This window comes from Burkholderia sp. 22PA0099 (genome assembly GCF_047497165.1).
In the GTDB taxonomy this organism is placed as follows: domain Bacteria; phylum Pseudomonadota; class Gammaproteobacteria; order Burkholderiales; family Burkholderiaceae; genus Burkholderia.
In genome coordinates, this window is the sequence record NZ_CP163164.1 from 1,827,850 (window position 1) to 1,841,879 (window position 14,030).

Genomic DNA, 14,030 nt, shown 5'->3' on the forward strand with positions numbered 1-14,030 from the left:
CTCCGTGCGCTACCAGCTCGCATCGAGGCCGAGGTGGGCAAGCGCGGTGCGGCGCAATTCCGCGAGGCGCGGATCGCCGCGATGGCGCGGGTAGGGCAGGTCGACCGCGAGTTCGGCCACGATGCTGGCCGGGCGCGGGCCGAACACCACCACGCGCTGCGCGAGAAACAGCGCTTCCTCCACATCGTGCGTGACCAGCAGCGCCGAGAAACGCGCGCGCTGCCACAGCGCCACCAGTTCGCTCTGCATCGAGAGGCGCGTCAGCGAATCGAGCTTGCCGAGCGGCTCGTCGAGGATCAGCAGGCGCGGATCGTTGACCAGCGCGCGGGCCAGCGCGACGCGCTGCGCCATGCCGCCCGAAAGCTGATGCGGGAACGCATCGGCGAAATCGTCGAGGCCGACGCGCGCCAGCGCCTCGTCCACGCGATGCCGTTCGCGCTTCGGCACGCCGCGCGCATCGAGGCCGAGCGCGACATTGGCGCGCACGCGCCGCCACGGGTACAGCGTCGGGTCCTGAAACACCACGATGCGCGACGGGTCCGGCCGATCGATCGCTTCGCCATCCTGATGGATGCTGCCTTGCGAGGCCGGCTCCAGCCCGGCCACCAGCCGCAGCAGCGTGGATTTCCCGCAGCCGCTCGGGCCGAGCAGCGCGACGAATTCGCCGGGCGCAACCGACAGCGAGACGTTGTCGAGCACCTGCAGCGGGCCTTTCGGCGTGTCGAACCAATGGCTCGCGCGGCGGATATCGATGCGCGCGCCGGCAGCGGGCGCGGGCGATGGAGCAGCGGCAGCAGCGGCGGCGGCACGCGGTGCGGCCGTGCCTGCGGTGGCGATCACCATTTGACGGTTCCTTTCTGCCAGGCCAGCGCGCGGTCGCGCAGCACGAACAGCAGCGTGATGAGGCCGGAGAACAGCAGCGCCATGACGATCAGCGCCGCATACATGTTGGTGTACGAGGCCCAGCCCTGCGCCCAGCTCAGATACCAGCCGAGGCCCGATTTCACGCCCATCATCTCGGCCACCACCAGCACCGTGAACGATGCGCCCAGGCCCATGAACAGGCCGACGAACACCTGCGGCAGCGCGGCCGGAATCGCCACGCGCAGCACCAGGAAGCGCGCGTTCGCGCCGAGCGTGCGGGCCACGTCGTAATAGGCCTTCCCGACGCTCGCCACGCCCGACCACGTGAGCACCGCCACCGGAAAACCGGTAGCCAGCGCGATCAGGAACACGGCCGCCGACCAGCTCGACGGGAAGAAGTAGAACGCCAGCGGCAGCAGCGCGGTGGCCGGCAGCGGGCCGACCACGCGCAGCACCGGATGCACCCAGTAGCCGATCGCGCGCGACCAGCCCACCGCCACGCCCACCACGAAGCCCACCGTCGCGCCGGCCCCCACGCCCACGGCCAGCAGCTTCAGCGAATTGAGCACGCTGCCGCCGAGCCGCGGCCAATCTTCCAGGTAGACCTCGATCAGCGCCTGCGGCGGCGCGAAGAACGGCGTCGGCAGCCAGCCGGTCTTGGCCGTGGCGATTTCCCAGGCGGCCAGGCCCAGCGCGATCGCGGCGAGCCACGGGCCGGCCGGGCGCAGCCGCGCCAGCACCGCGCGGCCCGGCGCGACGAACGGGCCGCCCAGCGCGAGCAGTGCGATCAACACGGCGATCGCCCAGCCCGCCGTGCCGATCTGCTCGGTGTAGGCCCAGTCGGCGAAGCCCACGATGCGGTTCGGCCAGAGCCGGGCGATCGCACCGAAGCCGGCCCAGGCGAGCGCGGCAACGAGGCCCGCGCCCCAGATGCGCGAGGCGGCCGAAGCCGGTGCGGCGCACGCCGAGCAGGCGGCCGAGGCGGAAGGCGAAGGAGACGGCACGCGCTCCGCCGGGCGGCGGCGCGTGTCGAGGGCGGCGGAATCGGGCGTGGCCATGGCGTTACCCCAGCACGTTCGCGTACACCGCCTGCGCGAAGCGCTGCGGGTCGGTGGTCTTCTTGATCACGCCGATGCGGCGGAAATCGTCGGTATAGAACGCGATTTCCTGCTGCAGATCGACGTTGGTCGGATGGTGTTCATAGGTCAGCGTCGAATAGAGCTTGCGCAGGTCGTCCGGGCTGACCTTCGGCGTGTACTTCGCGAACAGCTTGGCCGATTCGTTCGGGTTCTCGCGCGTGTAGTCGGTGGCCTCGACGATCGAGCGCGCCAGCGCGGCGGCGGCCGGCCGGTCGTTGCGCACCAGTTCGCCGCGCGCGCCGATCACGCAGCAGACCTTGTGGCCGTATTCGTCCGAGAGGTTGCTCGCCAGTTGCGTGTACTTGCCCGGCTCGCGCTTTTCGAGCAGGTAGAGGTTCGGGTCGCCGTCGGCGATCGCGTGGATCTCGCCCTTGTCCACGGCCACGCTGAGCAGGTCGGCCGGATACTGACGCCAGCTCACGTCGCGCTCGGCGTCGATGCCGTGCTTGGCCAGCAGGATCGAGAAGAAGTTCTTGCCCGGCGAGGCCAGGTCGCTCACGCCGATGGTCTTGCCCTTGAGCGCCGCGAGCGAGGTCACGCCGGCGTGGTTCGCGCCGAGCATGCGCACGCAGCCGCCGTGCGAGCTGCCGATGATCTTCACGTCGAAGCCCGATTCGAGCGGCTTCAGCCAGCGGTGGATCATGCCCACCGCCGCATCGGCCTTGCCGGTGGCGATCGATTCGAGCAACTGATCGGTCGAGCCGCTGTAGTTGACCAGTTCGACCGACAGGCCGTTCTTCTCGAAGATGCCGCGCTCCTGCGCGATGACGATCGGCGTCAGGCAGAACGCGCCCTGGTTCCAGGCGAACTTCAGTTTGTGCAGCGGCGGCGCGGACCACGCGTTGCGGCCGAGCGCGAGCGATGCGCCGGCCAGCGCGGCGGCGCCGGCGGTGCGCAGCGCGCGGCGGCGGTCCGGGCGGGCCGGTGCAGGCGGCGCGGCGGGCGCACCGTCCTGAACGGCGGCGGCCGGTTGCGAGTCGTGATCGAGCGAAGCGGACATATGACGGATTCCTTAACGTAGCGAGCGGTAGCGAAAGGAGCGCGTGTGACGGGCCGATACGTTGCCGGCCCGGTATGTGAATGTGATGCGAACGACGTGAACGAGGCGCGCGGGCGGGGCCGCGCGCGAGCGTCAGTCGAGCAGTTCCGGTTCGGCTTCGACGAGGCCCGCGTACAGGCTCTCGAACGATTGCAGCGCGCCGTCGGGCTTGCCGATCTGGCCGTGGGTGTGGCGCGCGGTGTCGGCGTCGATCGGCTTGGGCGTGCCGGCCGCCTCGGCCAGCAGCGCGGTGTGCGCGACGTTGTCGAGCGCGATGTACCACCAGGCGGCGGCCTCGACGGTCGGGCCGCCGGTCAGGATGCCGTGGTTCTTCAGGATCACGCCCTTGTGCACGCCGCCATCCGGCTTCACGAGCGCCTGCGCGATGCGGTCGCCCTCGCTGGTGTCGACCACCATGCCGGTGAAGTCGTCGAACAGCGCGTGATCCTCGTAGAACACGCAGGCGTCCTGCGTCAGCGGTTCGAGCGGGCGGCCGAGCGTGGACCACGCCTTGCCGTAGGTCGAGTGCGTGTGCGCGGCGGCCACCAGTTCGGGATGCGCCTCGTGGATCGCCGCATGGATCGCGAACGCCGCCTTGTTGAGCGGACGATCGCCGATCACCGTTTCGCCGCGGCCGTTGACGAGCAGCAGGTCGGACACCTTGATGCGCGAGAAATGCACGCCGAGCGGATTGACCCAGAAGTGGTCGTGCAGCTCGGGGTCGCGCGCAGTGATGTGCCCGGCCAGCCCCTGCGCGAAACCGAAGCGCGCGAACAGGCGGAATGCGCCGGCCAGCCGTTCCTGGCGGTGGCGGCGTTCGGCGGCCACGCCCACGCGCTGCGCGGGCGGATCGAACCAGAATTTCTGCTGCGGCTGCGCTTTGAGCGCGAGGCCGGAGGGCGTGCGGGACTGCAGGGGCAGGACGGTGGACATGGTCGGTCTTCGTGTGGGGCCGCCGCCGCGCGCGGGAAAGCGCGGCGGCAGCCGGCGTTGCGAGGGTTTGACTACGGGCGTCGGGCTTGGGGGCGCGTGCGTTCGAAGCGGGGCCGGGCTCAGGCCGCGGCGCGGCGTTGCTGGCGTTCGGCGATCAGCGCGCGCGTGCGCGGCAGCAGCTCGCGGCCGTAATCGATGGCGTCGTCGAGCGGGTCGAAGCCGCGAATCAGGAAGGTCGTGACGCCGATGTCGTAGTAGTCGGCCAGCGCATCGGCCACCTGTTCGGGCGTGCCGACCAGCGCGGTCGAGTTCGAGCGGCCGCCGCTCAGTTGCGCGATCTCGGTCCAGAGCCGCTTGTCGACGCGCGGGCCGCGTTCGGCGGCGGCCAGCAGGCGCCGCGCGCCTTCGCTCTGCTGCGGGCCGCCCACGCCGAGGCCGGCGGCCTCGCGCAGCCGGCGCGTTTCGTCGAGGATGCGGCTTGCGCGCGCCCAGGCGGCGTCCTCGGTGGCGGCCAGGATCGGCCGGAACGACACCGAGAAGCGCACCGAGCGGCCTTGCGCGGCCGCGGCGGCGCGCACGCGGCCGGTCAGGTCGCGCACCTGGTCGAGCGATTCGCCCCACAGCGCGTAGACGTCCGCATGCTTGGCCGCCACCTCCAGCGCCGCAGGCGACGCGCCGCCGAAATAGATCGGCACGTGCGGCTTCTGCGCCGGCTTCACTTCCGAGAAGCCCTGGCGGAACTGATAGAACTTGCCGTCGTGATCGAACGGGCGGTCTTCCGTCCAGATGCGGCGCAGGATGCCCAGGTATTCGTCGGTGCGTGCGTAGCGTTCGTCGTGTTCGAGGAAATCGCCGTCGCGCTGCTGCTCGCTGTCCGAGCCGCCCGAGATGAAGTGCACGCCGAGCCGGCCGCCGCTGAACTGATCGAGCGTGGCGATCTGGCGCGCGGCCAGCGTCGGCGCGGTGAAGCCGGGGCGGTGCGCGAGCATGAAGTTCACGCGCTCGGTCACGGCCGCCGCGTACGACACCGTCAGCGTGGCCGACGGGCCGGTCGAATGATGCGGCACCAGGATCCGGTCGAAGCCGGCCTGCTCGTGGGCCTGCGCGAAGGCGCGCACGTAGTCGCGATCGACCGCGTTGCCCGACGGCGGGTGGATCTCGGATTGCTTCTGGCTGGTGATCATGCCGATGAATTCGACGCTCATCGCGGTGCTCCGATGCGGACGGCCCGGTGGGGTGCGGGCGGGATGACGAGGCCGGCGGCGGCGCGAACGGCGGCCCCAGCCGGAACATGGCGGCCAGATTAGCGTCGGGATCATGCAAGACGTAAATAATTATTTGCGCAATGAATATCAAATTTGCATGGTTTGCGCGGGCGTGCGGGGGGCTTAGGCTGTGGGTCGATTGGTTGCTGGAGAATGGCTCGCGGACGCACGCGTGATCAGGAACGGCGAGCTGATGGCGAGTTGATTGACCGAGCCTTTCGCGGCCGGGCGCGTGCGCGTCCGGCCCGTTTGCGCTGGCGCGTTGGATGGTTTCATCGATCGTGCCGATCGCGTTGGTTCGTCGGATCGGGGTGATGTGGCGACGCTGGCGCTGGCCGAATGCAGCCGCTTCGCGCTCGCGTACATCGCGCCGCGCGAGCCGGTGGGAAGGATGAAGGGAAAGCGGGGTTGAGGCAGATGCAGCGGCGTATCGGTATCGGCAGGCATCGGACGGCATCAGGCCGCCGCATCCTCCACGCCGAGCGCCGCGAAGCGTTCGCGCGCCGCACCGGCCACGGCCTGCGCCGGCGCGGCCAGCCGCTCGACGCCCTCGCGCTGCGCGAGCCACAGATCGATCGACGGCCGGAAATCGCTGACGTTGACGACTTCCAGCGCGTCGCGCAGCGGGCTGGTATCGAGCAGCGGCAGCGGCACGAGGCCGAGCCCGAAACCGTCCACCACGGCTTGCAGTTGCACGTCGCGGCTGAACGCGTCGAGCGCGATGTTGACCGGCAGGCGCTGCGCATCGAGCGCACGCTTGAGGCTCGCGCGAAAGCCGCAGCCATCGGGGTTCAGGATCCAGCCGCGCGCATGCAGATCGGCAAGCCGGCAGCGTTTCGGGCACGCGCCGCGTGCGGCCACCACCACCAGCCGCGTGGCGCACAGCCGTTCGGCCGTGACGCGCGGCGGCAGCGCCGTGTCGCGTGCCGCGAACACCAGCGCGGCGTCGAGTTCGCCGAGCGCGAGCCGGTCGAGCAGCGGGCCGGCCCAGCCGGTTTCGACGCGCGGCGCGAGCGACGGCCAGCGCGCACGCAGCATCGCCACCAGCCCCGGCAGCAGCAGCTCGCCGATGCCGTGGGTGAGGCCCAGCCGGAACGTGCCGGCCGGCGGCTGGGTGGCGCGCACCATCTCGCGCAGCGCATCCACTTCGCGCAGCACCGCGCGGCACTGGTCGTGCACGCGGCGGCCCAGGTCGGTCGGCCGCGGCGGCTTGGTGTTGCGGTCGAGCAGCTCGACGCCGAGCGCTTCCTCGAGGTTCTGCACGCGCCGCGTGATGGCCGGCTGGGTGATGCCGAGTTCGTGCGCCGCGTGACTCAGCGACTGGCAGCGCACCACCGCCGCGAAAGCATCGATATCGCCGATTTTCATGTTATTTTTGCATGCAATGTGTTCAGGGTTATGAGCATGAATCATATTCCAAGAGGTCCCCGATGAGTGCGTTTTCCTTGCATCAAACCGCCGCGGAGCAGGCGCAGCACGCCGCGCCGCCGCTGGCCGAATTCGTCGCCGCGTTCTCGCGGCTGCTTGACACGCGTCCCGACGAGGCGCGCGTGGTGCAGGCCGGCGGCGCGCTGCTGGCCGACCTGGTGGCGCGCGACGACTGGCTGCCCGAGGCGTTCGCGCAGCCCGATCCCGAGCGCTACCAGCAGTTCCTGCTGCATCGCGATCCGGCCGGGCGCTTCTCGGTGGTCAGCTTCGTGTGGGGGCCGGGGCAGACCACGCCGATCCACGATCACACCGTGTGGGGGCTGATCGGCATGCTGAGGGGTGCGGAATATTCGCAGCCCTATGCATTGGCCGCCGACGGTGCACCCGCGCCGCACGGCGAGCCGGTGCGGCTCTCGCCGGGGCAGGTCGAGGCGGTGTCGCCGACGCTGGGCGACATCCATCGCGTCAGCAACGTGTACGACGATCGCGTCTCGATCAGCATCCATGTGTACGGCGCCGACATCGGCGCGGTCGAACGCGCCGTGTATCGCGAGGACGGCACGCGCAAGCGCTTCGTGTCAGGCTATACGTTGCCCGCCGCGGCCTGAGCGCGGCATCACTTTTTCTTCTTCATCGATTCCCAGTCACCATGTCCGATTCCGTCGTGCCTTCCTTCGCGCTTGCCGATTCCGCCGCCGCCGCGTTTCCCGTGTTGACCGTCGCCGAGGTGCGCGCCGCGCTGCTCGCGCGTGACGAACTCGCGTTCGTCGATCTGCGCGAGGAAGATCCCTACGCGCAAGGCCACCCGCTGTGGGCCGCCAACCTGCCGCTGTCGAAGCTCGAACTCGAGGCCTGGACGCGCATTCCGCGCCGCGACACGCGCGTGGTGCTGTACGGCGAGGCGGGCGGTGTGGATCTCGCGCCGCGTGCGGCGCGCGTGCTGGCCGCGCTCGGCTACACGCATGTGCATCTGCTCGAAGGCGGCCTCGACGCGTGGCGCGCGGCGGGCGGCGAACTGTTCATCGACGTGAACGTGCCGAGCAAATCGTTCGGCGAATACGTGGAAGCGAAGCGGCACACGCCGTCGCTGTCGGCGCAGGAAGTGCAGGCGCTGATCGACACGCAGGCCGACGTGGTGATCGTCGATGCGCGCCGTTTCGACGAATACCAGACCATGAGCATCCCGACCGCCACCAGCGTGCCCGGCGCCGAACTGGTGCTGCGCGTGCGCGAACTCGCGCCGGACCCGGCCACGCGCGTGATCGTCAATTGCGCGGGCCGCACGCGCAGCATCATCGGCACGCAATCGCTGGTCAACGCGGGGCTGCCGAACCCGGTGGCGGCGCTGCGCAACGGCACGATCGGCTGGCTGCTGGCCGGGCAGACGCTCGACCATGGCGCGGCCCGGCGCTTTCCCGACGAGGTGTCCGAAGCGAACCGCGAGGCGGCCCGCCGCAACGCGCGCGAGGTGGCCGCGAAGGCCGGCGTGACGCGCATCGCGGCCGCCGAGGTGGACGCGCTTGCGGAGGATGGCCGCCGCACCGTGTACCGGCTCGACGTGCGCACGCCCGAGGAATACGCGGCGGGGCACCTGCCCGGCTTCGCGAACGCGCCGGGCGGCCAGCTCGTGCAGGAAACCGATCATCACGCGTCGGTGCGCGGCGCGCGCATCGTGCTGGCCGACGACGACGGCGTGCGCGCCGACATGAGCGCATCGTGGCTTGCGCAGATGGGCTGGGACGTGCGCGTGGTGGAGCCGGTGGCCGCCAGCGAACGCTCGGCCACCGGCGCCTGGCGCGCAGCCGCGCCCGAGGCCGTGCCGGTCGAGCGTATCGCGCCGGCCACGCTGGCCGCCTGGCGCGCCGAAGCCGGCGCCGATGCGGATGCCGAGGTGGCCGTGCTCGACGTGACGGCCAGCGCGAACTACGTGAAGCGTCACGTGCCGGGCGCGTGGTTCGCGATCCGCGCGCAGTTGCGCGAGGCGCTGGCCGCGATTCCCGCCGCGCGCCGCTACGTGGTGACCTGCGGCACCGGCCAACTGGCGGCGTTCGCGGCGGCCGACCTGCGCGCGCTGCTGCCCGCCGATGTGGGCGTGTATCGACTCGACGGCGGCACGCTGGCCTGGATCGACGCGGGCCTGCCGCTCGAAACCGGCGAGACGCGGCTGGCCACGCCGCGCACCGACCGCTACCGCCGCCCGTACGAAGGCACCCAGAGCGCGGCGGCCGCGATGCAGGCCTATCTCGATTGGGAGTTCGGCCTGGTCGAGCAACTGGGCCGCGACGGCACGCATCATTTCAACGTGATCTGAGCAACGGGCGGCGCTTTCGAGCGACCGCCCGCGTTCCAGGCCCACAAGCAGGCATGACCTGCTTGTCGCTGTTCCCGATGACGCGCCTGCCCGTGCGGCATGTTCCAAGCTTTGCGTCTCGACCTCCGGCTTGCCCGGCGTACCTTTTCACGCCATCCGATCGTCCCGGCACGCGTCTGACGCGCTGCCGGGCGATGCCTCGTGCGCCCGTCGCCTGATGACGACATTGCTGTCTTACGAATTCCGTTCCATCTGAGGAGTTTTGAAAAGGCTATGTAATGTCTGGCGCTTTCGACCTGTACTGAAAATTAAGCGTTTGCGTAATCCCAATGGATATTGCATCGCAGCATCTCCGACACAATATGACAATTGGGTTACGGCCGATAGCAAGCCAAAAGTAAATCAGGGTTTATGCCGGGAAAGGTTTCGAGGCTGGCCCTTTCAAATAAAAAACGCTTTGTGCAGCGCGCCTTAGCGCTAACCGTTTAGTGAATTCCCTCGTTGCAAACAGCCTACGACGTACATTTGATTGTTATTGAATCGTCAGCTTCTCGGTCAGAATGGCTCCCGCATGGAACTCGCCCATGCCGTGGGAAAAGACCAAAGAATCTTGAGGATGGAGAAGCAATGAAAAAGAATGTAGCGGTTGCCATGACGGCCATCGGTCTTGCAGTGCTGGCTACGGCCGCGCAAGCGCAGAGCAGCGTCACGCTGTACGGGATCGTCGATAACGGCCTGGCTTACCAGAACAGCAGCGGTGCGCTGGGTCAGACCTCGGGCGGCCATTCGTCGGTGAAGATGTCCACGGGCGTCTGGGCAGGCAGCCGCTTCGGCTTGAAGGGTGCGGAAGATCTGGGCGGCGGCACGAAGGCGGTCTTCACGTTGGAAGCGGGCGTGAACACGGCGAACGGCACGTCGCAATTCTCGGGCGGCATCTTCACGCGTCAGGCCTTCGTCGGCCTGTCGGATTCGAAGTACGGTACGTTGACGGCCGGCCGTCAGTACACGGCCTACTACACGCTGCTGTCGCCGTATAGCCCGACCACCTGGCTGACCGGCTATTTCGGCGCGCACCCGGGCGATATCGATTCGCTCGACACCAGCTACCGCGCGAACAACTCGCTCGTCTACATGTCGCCGAAGTTCTACGGCTTCACGTTCGGCGGTTCGTATTCGTTCGGCGGCCAGCCGGGCAGCGTCAACGCCGGCTCGACCTGGAGCGCGGGCGTGCAGTACATGAACGGCCCGCTCGGCGTGGCGGCGGCATTCCAGCGCGTGAACAACGCGGCGTCGGGCGGCGGCGCATGGAGCGCGAACTCCACCACCTCGAACGGCGGCGCGCAGGCAGCCGTCTCGGCGATCAACAACGGCTACATCACGGCGCAGGCGCAGCAGCGCGTGGCTGTCACGGCGGGCTACCAGTTCACGCAGCAGTGGGACGTATCGGTGTCCTACTCGAACGTGCAGTACATCCCGGGCTCGAACTCGACGTTCCGCAACACGGCGATCTTCAACACGGCCGGCGCCGTGCTGCATTTCAGGCCGGTTGCCGTGTGGGATCTGGCGGTGGGCTACAGCTACACGGCCGCCACGCTCGCCAACGGCGTCGCCAGCGCGGCGCGTTACCACCAGGTCACGGCATCGCAGTACTACAGCCTGTCGAAGCGCACGGGCCTGTACGCGGTCGAGGCTTACCAGCACGCGTCGGGCAACACGGTGTTGAACGGCCGCGTGATTGCCGCCACGGCATCGATCGGCGACGGCTTCAATTCCACGCCGGCCACCAACAAGAACATGGTCGGTTTGGGCGTGGGTATCATCCACCGCTTCTAAGCATCCGCCGGTGCGCGGCGCCTGGCGTCGCGCACATGACGAAACGGGCAGCATCCGCGTTGGCGGGGCTGCCCGTTCTGCATTGGGGAGGCGGGAACGTGCGCCGCTTTGGGCGCGGGGCGATGCAGTGGGCGTTCAGCCGTGGCTGTCGACCCAGGCGCGAGCCCAATCGAGGCCGGCGTGGCGCGCTTCGTCTTCGGTATCGAACACGCCGAGCACGCTCGATGCTTCGACGAGGCGGTTGTTGCGCGTGATGGTGCCGCTGGCCGCGTAGCGGTCGGGCTGCATGATTTCTTCCTGCTGGAGGATGGCGTGCCCCCAGATCTGATAGCCCTGGTAGCTTTCGGCTTCCATCAGCGCAGCACCTGGGCGCGCACGCCGCCCGGCGCGCCGACGCGCAGCACGTTGCCGTCCGGCGTGAACAGGCGGGGAATTTCGGGGGTGCCCGGCGCGGCATGCGGCGCCACGGCTTCGCCGACGCGCGGCTTCGTGGCGGCCTTCGCGGTGTCGAGCGCGGGCGGGCGCACGCCGGCATCCACCAGGCGCGGCGCGACGCGCTTGTGCTTCGTCGCTTTCGGCAGGCCTGCCTGCGTATCGCGATGGGCGCCGCCGCGCGATTCGGGCGGGTTCCAGATTTCGACATAGCGGTCGCCTGCGAATGCCGGCGACGCAACCGCCAGCAACAGCAACCCGCATCCAACCAGTTTCATGTGTTCTCCGTGTTCGCCGGAATGGGCAAGGCCCGATTCCGGGCTGGCCCGCGCGCTGCGCGGTGACCTCGCGCGGCGGGTGTCGGCCAGCGCGTGATTGTCTCACGGACGTACGGACGAACAGGCGATTTTTACCGCGGGCCGGGCGCCGAAAGACTGGATGAATATACAGTATTTCGGAAGGCGTGGCGATCGAAGAACCGACGGCTGGCTGCCGGCCCAGACGGGGCGCGGGTTCGGCGGGCGCGGGGCGCGGCGGGTGTTCTCCCGATGCCCGATGAGCCGTGAGGCGCAGGCCGCAAGACCGTCGTGTGCGCGCGACGCCGGGGGACAATGCGGCCGGCCCGTGATAGGGCCGACGGGGCAATGATGCGCAGCGGCGCAACGGGGATTGCGCCAAGCATGCAGCCGGAATTCAATCGGAATTCAGCCGCGCATTCAACCGAACCTCAGCGCCCGTAGCTGCCGGTGCGCAGCGGCTGCGCGTCGTCGTGCGCCACCGCATCGGCCATCGGCTCGACCACCACCGGCACGCGCTGCGCGATCGCGCACATCAGCTCGTAGCCGATCGTGCCGGACGCTTCCGCCACTTCGTCCACGTGCACTTGCTGCCCCCACAGCTCGACATGCGAGCCGACCTTGGCGTCGGGGCAGGGCGTGAGATCGACGGTCAGCATGTCCATCGACACGCGGCCCACCACGCGCGTGCGCACGCCGTCGACGGCGATCGGCGTGCCGGTCGGCGCGTGGCGCGGGTAGCCATCCGCGTAACCGCAGGCCACCACGCCGATGCGCATGGTTTGCGGGGCGGCGAAGCGGCGGCCGTAGCCGACGGTTTCGTCGGCCGCGAGGGTCTGCACGCCGATCAGCTTGCTGCTCAACGACATGGCCGGCTGCAAGCCGGTATCGGCGATGTCGCGCGCGATGCCGGTGGGCGACGCGCCGTACAGGATCGTGCCGGGGCGCACCCAGTCGCGATGCGCGGCCGGATGCCAGAGCACCGCGGCGGAATTCGACAGCGAGCGCTCGCCGGGCAGGCCCTCGGTGGCGGCGTCGAACACCTGCATCTGCCAGTCGGCCTGGCCTTCGTCGGCATTGGCGAAATGCATCATCAACGCGATCCGGCCGATCGACGGCGCGGCCGCCGCGCGCGCCCAGGCCGCGCGGTAGGCCTCGGGCCGGAAGCCCAGCCGGTTCATGCCGGAATTCATCTTCAACTGGATGTCGATCGGCTGCGACGGGCGCGCCGCTTCGAGCAGCGCGAGCTGTTCGTCGCCATGCACGGAGACGGTCAAACGGTAGCGATCGGCGGTGGCCACGTCGGCCGCGTCGAACACGCCTTCGAGCAGCAGCACCGGCTTGGTCCAGCCCAGTTCGCGCACGCGCACGGCCTCGTCGAGATCGAGCAGGGCGATGCCGTCCGCACTGGCCAGCGCCGGGTAGATGCGTTCGATGCCGTGGCCGTACGCGTTGGCCTTCACCACGGCCCACACGCGGGCCGCGCCGGCGCGCTGGCGGATGACTTCGAGGTTGTGACGGACGGCGGCGGGGCGGATCTGGGCCAGGATCGGACGGGGCATGGTGTTCTCGGGCGGATTCGGCTTGAACGCGCGGCGCGGCGGCCTCGATCGGGCTTCGACCGGCGCTGGATCGCGCGTAACGTTGAATTGGCAGTGACGAGCGCCATCTTATTGGCTTTGAGGCAGTTTTATTTAATGTATTTGTGGATTTTTTGGTAAAGAGCGCCGGTTTGGCGGGCTTGGCACGGCCTTCTCCGGCGCCGTGGCAGGAACGGAAACTGCGAGATTTTCCGGACGGATCGAGCGCGTGGCATCGGTTGCTCGACCGATGGGCAAGCAGGCCGCCGCGCGGCATGCTGGCTCGCGAGCGGATTCATGAATGAGTTCGTTGAAGCAGCCGGATCGGCGTCGGTGCGGATGGGCCATCCATCGCTACCATGGCGCGTCCGCGGCAGCCTCACACGACGTTCACGGAATCGACGTAAAGTGTGAGATTAATCCCATTGCGATGCCCCTGAAGGAGCGACCCATGTCCTCGTCAGACCGCCCCGTCCGGGTTCCCGGCCCCGATCATCCGATTACCGTTTCGCCCACCGGCGCGCAGGTGCGCGTGCTGGCCGGCGGCGCGCCGCTTGCCGATTCGCACGGCGCGCTGACGCTGCGCGAGGCGAACTATCCACCCGTGCAATACGTGCCGCGCGCCGACGTGGACATCACGCGGGTGGTGCGCAGCACGCACACCAGCTACTGCCCGTACAAGGGCGAAGCCACGTATTACTCGATCGTCGGCCTCGGCCCGCGCGGCGAAAACGCGATCTGGTCGTACGAAGCGCCTTATGACGCGGTGGCCCCCATTTCCGGCCACTTCGCGTTCTACCCCGAGCGCGTCGACGCGATCGAGATCGCGCCTTGAGCCGTTTTTCAACGATTGCGTAACCGTTGCCGCCGCTTGCACGAACTGACGTGCACCGGCGCGCCGACGGACCGC

At 69.1% G+C, this 14,030-nt stretch carries 14 protein-coding genes; 5 read left to right on the plus strand and 9 right to left on the minus strand.

The genetic code is table 11. The annotated features are described in order from the left end of the window. Positions 1-9: 9 nt before the first annotated feature. From AB4851_RS08050 to AB4851_RS08070, 5 genes are all read right to left on the minus strand, one after another. Entirely contained in the window at positions 10-843 is an 834-nt protein-coding gene (locus AB4851_RS08050; RefSeq protein ID WP_414446735.1) for an ABC transporter ATP-binding protein, read from the minus strand. Continuing rightward, positions 837-1,922 (minus strand): ABC transporter permease, encoded by a 1,086-nt coding sequence (locus AB4851_RS08055; RefSeq protein ID WP_414446736.1) that lies wholly within the window; start codon positions 1,920-1,922, stop codon positions 837-839. The genes AB4851_RS08050 and AB4851_RS08055 overlap by 7 nt, the downstream gene beginning before the upstream one ends. Before the next feature lie 4 nt (positions 1,923-1,926). Then, positions 1,927-3,003 (minus strand): ABC transporter substrate-binding protein, encoded by a 1,077-nt coding sequence (locus AB4851_RS08060; protein ID WP_414446737.1) that lies wholly within the window; start codon positions 3,001-3,003, stop codon positions 1,927-1,929. A gap of 132 nt (positions 3,004-3,135) precedes the next feature. Further along, positions 3,136-3,975, minus strand: a complete 840-nt coding sequence (locus AB4851_RS08065) for a class II aldolase/adducin family protein (RefSeq protein ID WP_414446738.1) — start codon at positions 3,973-3,975, stop codon at positions 3,136-3,138. 119 nt (positions 3,976-4,094) lie between these two features. After that, complete coding sequence (locus tag AB4851_RS08070; RefSeq protein ID WP_414440014.1) at positions 4,095-5,180, minus strand: LLM class flavin-dependent oxidoreductase; 1,086 nt, start codon at positions 5,178-5,180, stop codon at positions 4,095-4,097. Positions 5,181-5,445: 265 nt separating this feature from the next. On the opposite strand from AB4851_RS08070, the gene AB4851_RS08075 reads away from it, so the two are divergent. Further along, entirely contained in the window at positions 5,446-5,652 is a 207-nt protein-coding gene (locus tag AB4851_RS08075) for a hypothetical protein (RefSeq protein WP_414446739.1), read from the plus strand. Positions 5,653-5,696: 44 nt separating this feature from the next. Here the strand turns inward: AB4851_RS08075 and AB4851_RS08080 are convergent, their stop codons facing one another. Continuing rightward, a complete protein-coding gene (locus AB4851_RS08080; protein WP_414446740.1) occupies positions 5,697-6,608 on the minus strand; it encodes a LysR substrate-binding domain-containing protein in 912 nt (303 codons plus the stop codon). 62 nt (positions 6,609-6,670) lie between these two features. Between AB4851_RS08080 and AB4851_RS08085 the strand changes: the two genes are divergently transcribed. The 3 genes from AB4851_RS08085 (at position 6,671) to AB4851_RS08095 (ending at position 10,812) form a co-directional block, all read left to right on the plus strand. Then, positions 6,671-7,276 carry a cysteine dioxygenase gene (locus AB4851_RS08085; protein ID WP_414446741.1) on the plus strand — a complete coding sequence of 202 codons (606 nt, stop codon included), beginning with the start codon at positions 6,671-6,673 and terminating at the stop codon, positions 7,274-7,276. A gap of 41 nt (positions 7,277-7,317) precedes the next feature. Further along, positions 7,318-8,979, plus strand: coding sequence for a rhodanese-related sulfurtransferase (locus AB4851_RS08090; protein ID WP_414446742.1), 1,662 nt, complete (start codon positions 7,318-7,320; stop codon positions 8,977-8,979). Positions 8,980-9,606: 627 nt separating this feature from the next. After that, complete coding sequence (locus AB4851_RS08095; protein WP_414446743.1) at positions 9,607-10,812, plus strand: porin; 1,206 nt, start codon at positions 9,607-9,609, stop codon at positions 10,810-10,812. A 135-nt stretch (positions 10,813-10,947) separates the two neighbouring features. Here the strand turns inward: AB4851_RS08095 and AB4851_RS08100 are convergent, their stop codons facing one another. The 3 genes from AB4851_RS08100 to alr form a co-directional block, all read right to left on the minus strand. Continuing rightward, positions 10,948-11,166: a hypothetical protein gene (locus AB4851_RS08100; protein ID WP_414440008.1), complete on the minus strand. Its 219-nt coding sequence runs from the start codon at positions 11,164-11,166 to the stop codon at positions 10,948-10,950. Beyond that, a complete protein-coding gene (locus AB4851_RS08105; protein WP_414446744.1) occupies positions 11,166-11,522 on the minus strand; it encodes a hypothetical protein in 357 nt (118 codons plus the stop codon). Before AB4851_RS08105 ends, AB4851_RS08100 begins: the two co-directional genes overlap by 1 nt. Before the next feature lie 449 nt (positions 11,523-11,971). Then, positions 11,972-13,102, minus strand: coding sequence for an alanine racemase (gene alr / locus AB4851_RS08110; RefSeq protein WP_414446745.1), 1,131 nt, complete (start codon positions 13,100-13,102; stop codon positions 11,972-11,974). Positions 13,103-13,571: 469 nt separating this feature from the next. Between alr and AB4851_RS08115 the strand changes: the two genes are divergently transcribed. Continuing rightward, positions 13,572-13,955: a DUF427 domain-containing protein gene (locus AB4851_RS08115; RefSeq protein WP_414446746.1), complete on the plus strand. Its 384-nt coding sequence runs from the start codon at positions 13,572-13,574 to the stop codon at positions 13,953-13,955. The last annotated feature ends 75 nt before the right edge of the window (positions 13,956-14,030 follow it).

Bases quoted from the DNA above. Each gene is read 5' to 3' on its own strand.
- AB4851_RS08065 (WP_414446738.1), bottom strand. From the start codon at position 3,975: ATGTCCACCGTCCTGCCCCTGCAGTCCCGCACGCCCTCCGGCCTCGCG.
- AB4851_RS08105 (WP_414446744.1), bottom strand. From the start codon at position 11,522: ATGAAACTGGTTGGATGCGGGTTGCTGTTGCTGGCGGTTGCGTCGCCG.
- AB4851_RS08070 (WP_414440014.1), bottom strand. From the start codon at position 5,180: ATGAGCGTCGAATTCATCGGCATGATCACCAGCCAGAAGCAATCCGAG.
- AB4851_RS08080 (WP_414446740.1), bottom strand. From the start codon at position 6,608: ATGAAAATCGGCGATATCGATGCTTTCGCGGCGGTGGTGCGCTGCCAG.
- AB4851_RS08060 (WP_414446737.1), bottom strand. From the start codon at position 3,003: ATGTCCGCTTCGCTCGATCACGACTCGCAACCGGCCGCCGCCGTTCAG.
- AB4851_RS08115 (WP_414446746.1), top strand. From the start codon at position 13,572: ATGTCCTCGTCAGACCGCCCCGTCCGGGTTCCCGGCCCCGATCATCCG.
- AB4851_RS08055 (WP_414446736.1), bottom strand. From the start codon at position 1,922: ATGGCCACGCCCGATTCCGCCGCCCTCGACACGCGCCGCCGCCCGGCG.
- AB4851_RS08085 (WP_414446741.1), top strand. From the start codon at position 6,671: ATGAGTGCGTTTTCCTTGCATCAAACCGCCGCGGAGCAGGCGCAGCAC.
- alr (WP_414446745.1), bottom strand. From the start codon at position 13,102: ATGCCCCGTCCGATCCTGGCCCAGATCCGCCCCGCCGCCGTCCGTCAC.
- AB4851_RS08100 (WP_414440008.1), bottom strand. From the start codon at position 11,166: ATGGAAGCCGAAAGCTACCAGGGCTATCAGATCTGGGGGCACGCCATC.
- AB4851_RS08050 (WP_414446735.1), bottom strand. From the start codon at position 843: ATGGTGATCGCCACCGCAGGCACGGCCGCACCGCGTGCCGCCGCCGCT.
- AB4851_RS08095 (WP_414446743.1), top strand. From the start codon at position 9,607: ATGAAAAAGAATGTAGCGGTTGCCATGACGGCCATCGGTCTTGCAGTG.
- AB4851_RS08090 (WP_414446742.1), top strand. From the start codon at position 7,318: ATGTCCGATTCCGTCGTGCCTTCCTTCGCGCTTGCCGATTCCGCCGCC.